Below are 12,316 nucleotides of genomic sequence, written 5' to 3' on the forward strand. Positions count from 1 at the left end.
CCAAGCGGTAAGGCAACGGACTTTGACTCCGTCACGCGCTGGTTCGAATCCAGCTAGCCCAGCCATTAGAGCCATTAGCTCAGTTGGTAGAGCATCTGACTTTTAATCAGAGGGTCAGAGGTTCGAATCCTCTATGGCTCACTTTCTAGACATCTTCAATTGAAGGTGTCTTTTTTTATTTGTTAGAATTTTTTACTTTTATTTCTTATTTAAGAATTTTTATAAAATGTTATTTTGTCGTATGACAGTGTTAATAATGATTGGTATAATAATCAATATGGAAAAGTATTACCCGGAGGAGATGTTATGGATTTTTCCAATTTTTTTCAAAATCTGAGTACTATAAAAATTATTACTAGTCTACTGGATTTACTGATTGTTTGGTATGTGTTGTATCTTCTCATTACAGTTTTTAAAGGTACTAAAGCAATTCAATTATTAAAAGGGATAGTTGTCATTGTTATCGGCCAGCAAATCAGTAAAATTCTTAACTTAACAGCAACATCTAAATTGTTTGATATTGTAATTCAATGGGGTGTTTTAGCTCTCATTGTGATATTTCAACCTGAAATAAGAAGAGCCTTGGAACAATTAGGTAGAGGAAATTTTTTAAAACGATATACGAATACTTATAGTCGCGATGAAGAAAAGTTGATTCAATCTGTATCTAAAGCTGTTCAATATATGGCTAAGCGTCGCATTGGTGCGCTTATTGTTTTTGAAAAAGAGACAGGTTTGCAGGACTATATAGAAACTGGAATACCGATGAATTCTGATATATCTCAAGAGTTACTAACTAATGTATTTATCCCTAATACACCATTACACGATGGTGCAATGATAATTCAAGGAAGTAAGATTGCCGTTGCTGCAAGTTATTTACCATTATCAGATAGTGTTAAAATATCAAAAAGTTTAGGAACTAGACATAGAGCGGCAGTTGGAATTTCAGAAGTTTCTGATGCTTTTACTGTTGTTGTATCTGAAGAAACTGGTGATATATCAGTCACTTTTGATGGAAAATTAAGAAGAGATATTTCAAAAGATGTTTTTGAAGAATTGCTTGCTGAACATTGGTTTGGTGCACACTTTCAAAAGAAAGGTGTGAATTCATAAATGCTTGAAAGTAAATGGGGATTAAGATTTGTCGCTCTCATATTAGCAGTATTTTTCTTTTTATCAGTAAATAATGTATTCGGAAATATATTTAATACAGATGATTTATCACAAAAATCATCCAAAACCATTCAAGATGTACCCGTTGATGTTATTTATAATAATAAAGACCTACATGTAACTAAAATTCCTGAAAACGTCGATGTTAATTTAACAGGACCACAATCAAAATTAATCAAAATTGAAAACCCTGAAGATTTGAAAGTAGTCGTTGATCTTTCTGGAAAAAAAGCAGGGAAATATCAAAAAAAATATCAAGTTAAAGGCATAGATAGTGGTATCAACTATCAAATTAAACCTGAAGTAGCACACATTAACCTTGAAAATAAAATAACACGAGTTATGCATGTTCAACCAGACATTAGTAGTAATAGTTTAGACCCAAAATATAAAATAAGTAAACAAAGTATTTCACCAGAAACTGTAAAAGTGACTGGTGGAGAGCAACAGTTAAAAAATATAGCTTATTTAAAAGCAACCTTTAAAAATTCTAGTAAAGTGAACAAAGATACCAATGATGTTGCAGATGTTAGTGCATTTGATAAACAATTAAATAAATTAAATGTATCAATTAATCCAAATGAGGTTAATTTAAAAGTAACAGTTGAACCATTCAGTAAAATGGTTAAGGTACGTACAAAAACAACGGGTAAGCTTAATGAAAATAAAGAATTAGATAGTGTTAAACTAGAAGATAAAGAAGTAGAAATCTTTGGTAATAGAGATGAATTACAAAATATTAATGAAATTACTGCTGAAGTAGATATTGATGGCATTTCAGAATCTACAGAAAAAACAGTATCATTTAACTTACCTAAAGATGTGACTAAAGTGAATCCAAAGGAAACAAAAGCGTATATAAATGTTAAAAATTGATAGATACAAAAGGAGCGTTTAAAAATGGGAAAATATTTTGGTACTGATGGTGTTCGTGGTGTCGCTAACCAAGAACTCACACCTGAATTGGCTTTTAAACTAGGTAGATACGGAGGATATGTACTCGCACATAACAAAGGTGAAAAGCATCCTCGAGTTTTAGTAGGAAGAGATACAAGAGTATCAGGAGAAATGCTAGAATCTGCATTAATCGCTGGTTTAATTTCAATTGGCGCAGAAGTGATGCGTTTAGGTGTTATCTCAACACCAGGTGTGGCTTATTTGACTAAAGAAATGGAAGCAGCATTAGGTGTTATGATTTCTGCGTCACATAATCCGGTTGCTGATAATGGAATTAAATTTTTTGGTTCAGATGGCTTTAAATTGTCAGATGATCAAGAAAATGAAATTGAGCAATTATTAGATCAAACCAATCCTGATTTACCATGTCCTGTAGGAGAGGATATTGTACATTATTCAGATTATTTTGAAGGTGCACAAAAGTATCTAAGTTATCTTAAATCCACAGTCGATGTAAATTTTGAGGGTCTTAAAATAGTATTAGATGGTGCAAACGGGTCAACTTCTTCTTTAGCCCCATTCTTGTTTGGCGATTTAGAAGCGGATACTGAGACAATTGGATGTAATCCAGATGGTTATAATATTAATGAACAATGTGGCTCTACTCATCCAGAAAAATTAGCTGAAACGGTGTTAGAAACTGGAAGTGACTTTGGTTTAGCTTTTGATGGAGATGGAGATCGCATTATTGCGGTAGATGAAAATGGGCAAATTGTAGATGGAGATCAAATTATGTTCATTATTGGTCAAGAAATGTATAAAAACCAAGAACTCAATGAAAATATGATAGTTTCGACAGTTATGAGTAACCTTGGTTTCTACAAAGCTCTAGAAAAAGAAGGTATTCAGTCAAACAAAACTAAAGTGGGAGATCGCTATGTTGTCGAGGAAATGAGAAGAGGAAATTATAATCTTGGTGGTGAACAATCGGGTCATATCGTATTAATGGATTACAATACTACTGGTGATGGATTATTAACGGGTGTTCAATTGGCCTCTGTTATTAAAATGAGTGGTAAAACTCTAAGCGAGTTAGCTTCTCAAATGAAAAAGTATCCACAATCTCTAATTAATGTGAGAGTGACTGACAAATATCGTGTTGAAGAGAATATTCATGTTCAAGAGATAATGACGAAAGTTGAAACCGAGATGAACGGTGAAGGAAGAATTCTTGTTCGACCTTCTGGAACTGAACCTTTAGTACGTGTAATGGTTGAGGCTGCAACTGACGCGGATGCTGAAAGATATGCTCAAAGTATCGCTGACGTTGTTGAAGGAAAAATGGGTTTAGATAAATAATATTTTCATGTTTAAATTCATATATAACAGATTTATGATGTTACTATCATAAATCTGTTTTTTTAAAACAGAATTTTATCTTTTAAAAAGATTTGAAAAATATATTTTTTTATTTTGAGAATAATTCGCTGATGTATCTATTCAGAACTATTACTATTTATAAAAAATACTGTTAAATCGTTTGCAAATTAATTCGTTATCAGTGTACAATAAATATTAATGGAAAGGAGGAAAGTCTAGGTTATTAATAATTAAAGCGCCTGTGCAAAATGCTTAAATAGTTGTTAAGTATTAAAAGTAAAATAGTAGAGCTTTTATAGATAATTATTTGGCTTTTGTAGACGAGGAGGATAGTGATCGAATCAGATCGGCGGATGCTATCCCGGATGTGGCACATTCGTTAGCTTATTAAGTAAATCATTAAGGTGACTTAGTGGACAAAGTTAATAAGATCGCCAAACTAAATAAATTATTTTGGGAAACTACGGATAGCGTGTATAAAATTCATATAATAGCACGCTTATTTCATGATGTAATCGTTAATAATAATTATGATAGGGGATTATCAAATTTAACCAGTGATAATTAATCATAATAGCCGTGTTATCCCATTTGTTGGAGGATATTATATGTGTGGAATTGTAGGTTATATTGGCTACGATAATGCCAAAGAATTACTATTAAAAGGGTTAGAAAAATTAGAATATCGTGGTTATGACTCAGCAGGTATTGCTGTAGTTAATGATGATGGTACAAAACTTTTTAAAGAAAAGGGAAGAATTGCTGAATTACGTAAAGTTGCAGATAATAGTGATGAGGATGGTACGTTAGGAATTGGTCATACACGTTGGGCGACACATGGTGTTCCAAATTATGAAAATTCACACCCACATCAGTCAACATCTGGACGTTTTACATTAGTTCATAATGGTGTAATTGAAAATTACGAAGAATTAAAAGCTGAATATTTATCTGATGTCACTTTTTCATCAGAAACTGATACGGAAGTTATCGTACAATTAGTAGATTATTTTTCTAAGCAAGGATTAGCTACAGAAGATGCATTTACAAAAGTAGTTAAATTATTAAATGGGTCATATGCTTTAGGACTATTAGATGATAATGATAAAGATACTATTTATGTGGCTAAAAACAAGTCTCCGCTTTTAGTAGGTGTAGGTGAAGGTTTCAATGTTATTGCTTCTGATGCTCTAGCAATGTTACAAACTACAAATCAATACAAAGAGATACATGACCATGAAATAGTTATCGTTAAGCGAGACACAGTAGAAATTAAAGATCTTGAGGGGCATATTCAACAACGTGATACGTATACGGCAGAAATAGATGCTGCTGATGCAGAAAAAGGCGTATATGATCATTACATGTTAAAAGAAATTCATGAACAGCCTGCAGTGATGCGTCGTATAATTCAAGAATATCAAGATGAAAAAGGTAATTTAAAAATCGATGCAGAGATTATTAATGATGTAGCAGATGCTGATCGTATTTACATCGTTGCAGCTGGTACTAGTTATCATGCTGGATTGGTTGGTAAAGAATTTATTGAAAAATGGGCAGGTGTACCTACTGAGGTTCATGTAGCTTCTGAATTTGTATATAATATGCCACTTCTTTCTGAAAAACCACTATTTATTTATATTTCACAATCTGGTGAAACAGCTGATAGTCGTGCTGTTTTAGTTGAAACAAATAAATTAGGTCACAAATCATTAACAATTACTAATGTTGCTGGCTCAACATTATCACGTGAAGCGGATCATACATTACTTTTACATGCTGGACCTGAGATTGCAGTCGCATCTACAAAAGCATATACAGCGCAAATTGCTGTTTTATCTATCTTATCTCAAATTGTTGCTAAATATCATGGTCGTGAAACCGATGTTGATTTATTAAGAGAACTTGCTAAGGTTACTACTGCTATAGAAACAATTGTTGACGATGCACCTAAGATGGAGCAAATTGCAACGGATTTCTTAAAAACTACTCGTAATGCATTCTTCATTGGAAGAACAATTGATTATAATGTTAGTTTAGAAGGTGCATTAAAATTAAAAGAAATTTCTTATATTCAAGCTGAAGGATTTGCAGGTGGGGAATTAAAGCACGGAACAATCGCTTTGATTGAAGATGGCACACCTGTCATAGGTTTAGCTACCCAAGAAAACGTTAATCTATCAATTCGTGGAAATATGAAAGAAGTAGTAGCACGTGGTGCATATCCTTGTATGATTTCAATGGAAGGTTTGAATAAAGAAGGAGACACATACGTGATTCCACAAGTACATGAATTATTAACTCCATTAGTATCTGTAGTGACAATGCAATTAATCTCATATTATGCTGCATTACAACGAGATTTGGATGTGGATAAACCTCGTAACCTAGCCAAATCGGTTACAGTAGAGTAAAATGTTTATAATTTAGAGTAGCCTAAGTGGCTACTCTTTATTTTTTGAATTAATTTTAGAATTATGCTTCAATTAATTTTAACTAAGCGTCTAATGCCGTTGGTTAAGGACTTTAATGAGGTACCCTAAATTATTAATATTGGATGAACCTACAACTGGATTGGATTTTATATAAAGAGGCAACTATTTAAAACATTAGGTAAGCATATTTTAAATGATTCACAACTTTCTGTCATACATGTAACGCATATACATATAATAGAAGAAATGCCGTTATTTGTGAAAAAGTTTTACTTAAAGACATTTACATATTTAACAAGGGTAATATTAAAGATATTATGAGACCCTTATCGGATAACAAATTTTTTGGGAGAGATGTCATTGTAAATAAAAGAAGACGACAATATAGTATGTTCAAAGTGTAATCAAAGCCGTTGCACTTTAGTATGATAAGTGACACAATTTAAGTGTATAAGTTAGAGTCTTGAATGGAGGATAATATGAAAAATATAAAAGCAATTTTTTTAGATATGGATGGAACGATATTACATGAAAATAATAAAGCCTCGGAATATACTAAACAAGTGATTAATCAATTGAGAGAACAAAATTATAAAGTTTTCCTTGCTACTGGGAGATCTTATTCAGAAATCAGTCAACTTGTTCCAAATGGATTCACTGTAGATGGTATTATCAGTTCGAATGGAACTTCAGGTGAAATTCATGGAGATAATTTGTTTAGACATAGTTTAACTTTAAAACAAGTACAGAAAATTGTGGAATTGGCTAAAAAACAACATATTTATTATGAAGTTTTTCCTTTTGAAAGTGATCGCATATCTCTTAAAGAAGATGAAGATTGGATGAAAGAAATGATTTCCACTATAGAGCCACCTGACGCTGTAAGTCAAAGTGAGTGGTCATCGAGAAGAGAAGCAATTAAAGGAAAAATAGATTGGCAAGATACCTTACCTGATGCAAACTTTTCTAAAATATATTTATTCAGTCCCAAATTAGATAAAATAACTGATTTTCGCAATCATCTTGTTGAAAATCAAACAAATTTAGGTATTACCGTATCTAATTCTTCGCGTTATAATGCTGAAACGATGCCATATCATACTGATAAAGGTACAGGTATCAAGGAAATGATTGATCACTATGGTATTCAGCAAGAAGAAACTTTAGTTATTGGTGATAGTGATAATGATAGAGCTATGTTTAATTTTGGCCACCACACTGTTGCAATGAAAAATGCAAGACAAGAAATTAAAAATCTTACAGATGATATTACCGAATACACGAACGAAGAAGATGGTGCAGCACATTACTTAAAAACTCATTTATTAGATAACTAGTCTTCAAGTCAGTATCTTGTTATTAAACGGTCGATTACGATAGTTTATATCAGTAAAAATTTTGAATTTATAAAATAGGCAAATGGCCACTTTCATATTTAATCATGAAAGTGGCCATTTTTGATTTAAATTATATGTCTATCAACTGGTTCATTATGATTATTTAAAATATGCATAAGCATTAATAAAATATTAAAGAGGATTTTCACAAAAATATATTTACAATATAAAAAAACCAACATGAAAGATTATTAAAATTTCATGTTGGGCAAAATACTTTAAATTTAAATTAATAAGGTGATCTAAAGACAATCAACTATTTCTTATCAAATAGATTTTTAGATTGTTCTGTAACATTTTCTTTATTTTCATTTACTTTTTCTTTGATGGAATCATCTATGTTATTTTTTTGGATATCAGTTTTTTCTTGTTGTACATGTGTTTGTTGATCTTTCATTTTATCTATTTCTGTATCTTTTGAATCGGAAGTATTCAATGTAGTATCTACTTTGTCGTTTACAGTATCTTTGTTAACATCTTTATTTTTATGACGTCTTTTGCTTTTGATTGGTTGGTCACCACGTTTAACGAAATAATTAATAATTCCAAAAATCAAAATGTAATAAAGACATAGACGTAATACTATAGATACGATTCTAGCTATTATAACAATAGTTTGAGCCACCATTTGAGACATACTGCTTGTTAAGTATTGTACACCGAATAATAGCGGTCTGTTAATAATACTTGCAAGTAAACCAATAAGTAATACGCCAATGAAAAATTTAAACCAAGTTTTCTTACCGTTTTTAATACCTTTAAATCCTTCTTTTAGATTACTCATTACTTTACGAGATGAATCTTCTGTATAAGCAGTAGTATAATTAATAATGAATATAATTACAAACCAATAGAAAATTGATGAAATGAAACCTGTTATGAGTAACAACACAATTTGTATTGTGATTAAAATTCCCATTGGATTTTCGTAGCCACTTATTGATTGTTGTAAGCCAATAAATAATGGGCTAAGAGCTAAATTATATAACTTATTTAATAGCATTAGAATAAGTACGATTATAATAAACAGAACTAAAGTTATTAAAGCTAAGATTACTGATTTAGCATATTTGCCTTTTTTAAAAGCAAAAAATAAATCACTAAAGAGAACTTTCTCTTTATTAATAGCTTTTTGAATTGCATATACTGTACCAGTTATCAATGGGTAACCTACAAAAATAAATAATAAAGCTAAAATGAGTAAAATAAAAATAATAGATACAATAGGTTTTGTAGTAGGTTCACCGAGTTGAGCTAACATGGGTAACCTTTGGGCTCTTAATATAACTAATGAGAATGCAATATTAGAAGTAATATAGCAAATGACAAAAGTTAGTAATGAGATTAGTATTAACTTTAGATTATGTGGTTTTGCTTTTTGAAATCCGGATTTATAATAATTAAACAAATTTTAAGCACTCCTTTTTTTTCATATAAATACAATATCAAAATTCTAATAAATTTTAAATTAATATCTAACATAATAGAGCACAAAATGTTAGAATATGCTAATAAGATAACATTGAAGGGAGATAATATCATGAAATTTGCTGTTATCACTGATATTCATGGAAACTTTGATGCGCTTCAAACTGTTTTAGATGATATTGATAGTAGAGATGATATTGAAAAAATTTATAACCTAGGTGATAACATAGGGATTGGACATGAGACAAATAAAGTACTGGATACTATATTTGACCGAGATGATATGGAAATGATCGCAGGTAATCATGATGAAGCTATTATGTCACTCGTCAATGGAACACCTTATCCTGAAGATTTAAAAGGGAAGTTTTATGAGCATCATCAATGGATTGAAGGACATTTAGATGAGTCCTATTACGATGAAATTAATCAATTGCCAAGATATATTGAAATGACCGTAAAAGGGAAAAAGATTTTATTTATTCATTATGAAATTGAAAATGATAAAATGTCAGCTCCCATTGATGAACAACCTTTTGCGCCTATTACAAAAGATGACGAACAAGCTATTTCTAAATTATTTAAAGATAAAGAAGCCGATTTAATTTTATTTGGACATAACCATAGATTGCATATGTTTGATGATAAATCTACAGTATATTTTAATCCTGGATCAGTAGGTTTGAACAACGGTTCTAACACCGTATATGGTATTATTACCGTTAATGAAAAAGGAATTTCAGTAGAAAGAGTGAAATTAGCGTACAATAATGAAGAATTTTTAGCAGGTTTTGAAGAAAAGCAAGTACCAGCTAGAGAATTTATATTTAAGAATTTCATTTAAAGTAAGATGTTTATATGTGAAAAAGTAAATATTGAGATAGATTCATCTGAAATTTATAACAACTATTGAAAATTTTTAGAGCGTGGGAACATAAACTGATGTCCCACGCTCTAAATATATATAGGATGATTGAAATGGAGTTCTACTCACATCAACTCTCTTTTAAATTAAGATATGATTTTTAGGTTGAGTCTTTGAATGCAATAGAACCTTCAATCTACATCTTTATTTATAATCAAAAAGGATCGTTAGAAATAAACGCTCTAATGAGAGTGCTCATGTATACCTGAGCATAATGTTGATTCGTCGTGTTTGTGTTCTGGTGTTTCAAGTTGTATTGTCATATGCTGAATATTTAATTGCAATAGGTCACTTTCGATTGACTTTAGCATTGTTTCACACGTTTGAACTGATAAATATTCTGGTACAACTGCATGACAACTTAATGCATTCATATCATTTGAAATGGTCCATACATGACAATCATGTACATTTTGAATTCTTTCATCTTTACTAATTGCTTTAATTACAGCATTTAAATCTATATTGTTAGGCGTTCCTTCCATCAATATGTTAAGGGATGATTTAGAAATGCCGTAAGCACTTTTTAAAATAATTAACGAAACTAAAATACTGGCTAAAGGATCCACTAATGTAAAATTAAAACCCCAAATTAAGAGAGAAGCAACGATTGCACCAACAGAGCCGAACAAGTCTCCAAGTACATGTAAAAATGCGCCTCGCATATTAAGGTTGTGAGAGGTATCTCCTCCTTTAAACATGAGTATCGCTACAATGATATTTACCATAAGACCAATCACACTAATGATGAACATTTCCTTCGATTGAACCTCAGGAGGTTCTAAAAATCTTCGTATCGCTTCGATTATTATAATAATACTAATGATAAATAGGGTAACTCCGTTGAAAAGTGCTGCTAGAATCTCAAAACGTTTGTAACCATATGTTTTACTTTTGGTAGCATGCTTTTCAGCATATATAAAAGCTATAAGAGCTACTCCTAAGGATATGGCATCACTTAGCATGTGAAAACCATCAGACAATAATGCTAGACTATTTGCCAAGAACCCACCTATAATTTCTACAAGCATGAAGAGACTAATAATAATAAAAGAAAACATGAGTACTTTCTTATTATCTGTATGAACGTGTCCGTGTGCATGAGAATGATGATGTTGATGATTATGATTTGTCATTAGAAATTCCACCTTCACTAGGATGTTTGGCGTGGTGAATAGCTTGTTTAAGTAAAGTTGAAACGTGTCTATCATCTATAGAATAAATCATTGATTGCCCTTGTCTTTTAGATTTAACAAGATGAGTGCTTTTAAGTAGTTTCAATTGATGTGATACATTTGACTGAGTCATATTTAAAGAATGTGAAATATGTCCAACACTTGCTTCACCGTTTTCAAGAAACTCCATAATTCTGACACGATTAAAATCACTTAAAGCTTTGAAAATATGAGTGACTTTAATCAATATATCCTGATTGCTTTCATCGTTAATATGATATCCACTCATTGTAAATTCACACTCCAACATATGAATATTTGTTCATATATTAATATAATGAGAATATTGAAGTATGTCAATGATACACTAACGTTTAGTATTCTCTTGAAGTGGTAAATACAAAATACAATTTTTTGAAGGAGGACGTTTGAAATGAGTATTTTAGTTATTGGAGCAAATGGTGGCGTAGGTTCTAAACTAGTAAGTCAATTAAATGAAGAACACGTTGATTTTACAGCTGGTGTGCGTAAGGAAGATCAAGTTAAAGAATTAGAAAATAAAGGAATTAAAGCTACTTTAATAGATGTAGAAAAAAATAGTATTGATGATTTAAAAAATATCTTTACAGATTATGATAAAGTCATTTTTTCGGTTGGATCTGGAGGAAGTACTGGAGCGGATAAAACAATCATTGTTGATTTAGATGGTGCTGTAAAAACAATTAAAGCTAGTAAAGAAGCGGGTATCAAACATTACGTTATGGTATCAACGTACGATTCTAGACGTGAAGCATTTGATGCGAGTGGAGATTTAAAACCGTATACAATTGCAAAGCATTATGCTGATGATTACTTAAGAACATCAAATCTTAATTATACAATTGTACATCCAGGTTCACTTACAGATGATGCTGGAACTGGAAAAATAGAAGCTGATTTATATTTCGACAAACCAGGATCAATTCCACGTGAAGATGTTGCTACAGTTTTAAAAGAAGTAGTAACTTCTGATGGTTTTAATAATCAAGAATTCCAAATTTTAAGTGGCAATCATGATGTTAAAGATGCATTGAAAAACTATGAATCTTAACATTTAAAATTAAGTACGTATTAAAAATTATTTGTCATTTTTAAAACAATTTGATGCAAAATTCATTCTCTATTATCGATAGAATTGTTGTAGTTTGCTTTTAAATACTTCAATTTCTAATCAGTATTTGAGGGGGGCAAGATAAGAAAATCAAAAAGTCTTATCTTGTTCCCTTTTTATATTAAACGTTAAATATTTCAATGAGTATAATTACACTCATTGTTCTGCTTTTAAATGAACTTGAAAAAAGAGAAATGCTGGATTCTATTGAAGCCAATTTAACGCTTTGTTATTTTAAGGCGTCATTTACAGAAAATAATGGTATAGTAATGAATAAAGCGCTTTATTAGAATAGTAAAAATGATGCTATTCAATTTATTATGCAGTTGATATAATATGTAAGAATCCTACGT

Annotated in this window: 10 protein-coding genes and 1 tRNA gene; 8 read left to right on the top strand and 3 right to left on the bottom strand. The window is 31.0% G+C overall.

The features are described from left to right. Positions 1-68 precede the first annotated feature (68 nt). The 6 genes from HMPREF2897_RS05380 to HMPREF2897_RS05405 all read left to right on the top strand — a co-directional run bounded on the left by HMPREF2897_RS05380 (position 69) and on the right by HMPREF2897_RS05405 (position 7,225). A tRNA-Lys gene (locus HMPREF2897_RS05380) sits at positions 69-141 on the top strand. Between the two features lie 165 nt (positions 142-306). Beyond that, positions 307-1,116: a diadenylate cyclase CdaA gene (gene cdaA, locus HMPREF2897_RS05385; protein ID WP_002475624.1), complete on the top strand. Its 810-nt coding sequence runs from the start codon at positions 307-309 to the stop codon at positions 1,114-1,116. Further along, positions 1,117-2,052, top strand: a complete 936-nt coding sequence (locus HMPREF2897_RS05390; RefSeq protein ID WP_002447826.1) for a CdaR family protein — start codon at positions 1,117-1,119, stop codon at positions 2,050-2,052. Between the two features lie 24 nt (positions 2,053-2,076). Continuing rightward, positions 2,077-3,432, top strand: a complete 1,356-nt coding sequence (glmM, locus tag HMPREF2897_RS05395) for a phosphoglucosamine mutase (protein WP_070592785.1) — start codon at positions 2,077-2,079, stop codon at positions 3,430-3,432. Between the two features lie 629 nt (positions 3,433-4,061). After that, the gene (gene glmS / locus HMPREF2897_RS05400; protein ID WP_002475615.1) at positions 4,062-5,867 is read left to right on the top strand and encodes a glutamine--fructose-6-phosphate transaminase (isomerizing); all 1,806 of its coding nucleotides are present in this window, start codon (positions 4,062-4,064) and stop codon (positions 5,865-5,867) included. 500 nt (positions 5,868-6,367) lie between these two features. Then, on the top strand, positions 6,368-7,225 hold the full coding sequence (locus tag HMPREF2897_RS05405; protein WP_002475620.1) for an HAD family hydrolase: 858 nt from the start codon (positions 6,368-6,370) through the stop codon (positions 7,223-7,225). Between the two features lie 316 nt (positions 7,226-7,541). On the opposite strand, the gene HMPREF2897_RS05410 is transcribed toward HMPREF2897_RS05405, so the two are convergent. Further along, positions 7,542-8,693: a flagellar type III secretion system protein FlhB gene (locus tag HMPREF2897_RS05410; RefSeq protein ID WP_070592786.1), complete on the bottom strand. Its 1,152-nt coding sequence runs from the start codon at positions 8,691-8,693 to the stop codon at positions 7,542-7,544. Between the two features lie 132 nt (positions 8,694-8,825). On the opposite strand from HMPREF2897_RS05410, the gene HMPREF2897_RS05415 reads away from it, so the two are divergent. Next, on the top strand, positions 8,826-9,557 hold the full coding sequence (locus HMPREF2897_RS05415; protein WP_002490707.1) for a metallophosphoesterase family protein: 732 nt from the start codon (positions 8,826-8,828) through the stop codon (positions 9,555-9,557). Positions 9,558-9,820: 263 nt separating this feature from the next. On the opposite strand, the gene czrB is transcribed toward HMPREF2897_RS05415, so the two are convergent. Together czrB and czrA are read right to left on the bottom strand one after the other, a co-directional pair. Continuing rightward, the gene (gene czrB / locus HMPREF2897_RS05420) at positions 9,821-10,774 is read right to left on the bottom strand and encodes a CDF family zinc efflux transporter CzrB (RefSeq protein ID WP_070592787.1); all 954 of its coding nucleotides are present in this window, start codon (positions 10,772-10,774) and stop codon (positions 9,821-9,823) included. Beyond that, positions 10,761-11,102 (bottom strand): Zn(II)-responsive metalloregulatory transcriptional repressor CzrA, encoded by a 342-nt coding sequence (gene czrA, locus HMPREF2897_RS05425; protein ID WP_002475625.1) that lies wholly within the window; start codon positions 11,100-11,102, stop codon positions 10,761-10,763. The genes czrB and czrA overlap by 14 nt, the downstream gene beginning before the upstream one ends. Before the next feature lie 144 nt (positions 11,103-11,246). Here czrA and HMPREF2897_RS05430 point away from each other — a divergent pair, with 144 nt between their 5' ends. Further along, a complete protein-coding gene (locus HMPREF2897_RS05430; RefSeq protein ID WP_002447817.1) occupies positions 11,247-11,903 on the top strand; it encodes an SDR family oxidoreductase in 657 nt (218 codons plus the stop codon). Positions 11,904-12,316 lie beyond the last annotated feature (413 nt).

This window comes from Staphylococcus sp. HMSC065D05 (genome assembly GCF_001813195.1).
In the GTDB taxonomy this organism is placed as follows: Bacteria; Bacillota; Bacilli; order Staphylococcales; family Staphylococcaceae; genus Staphylococcus; species Staphylococcus epidermidis.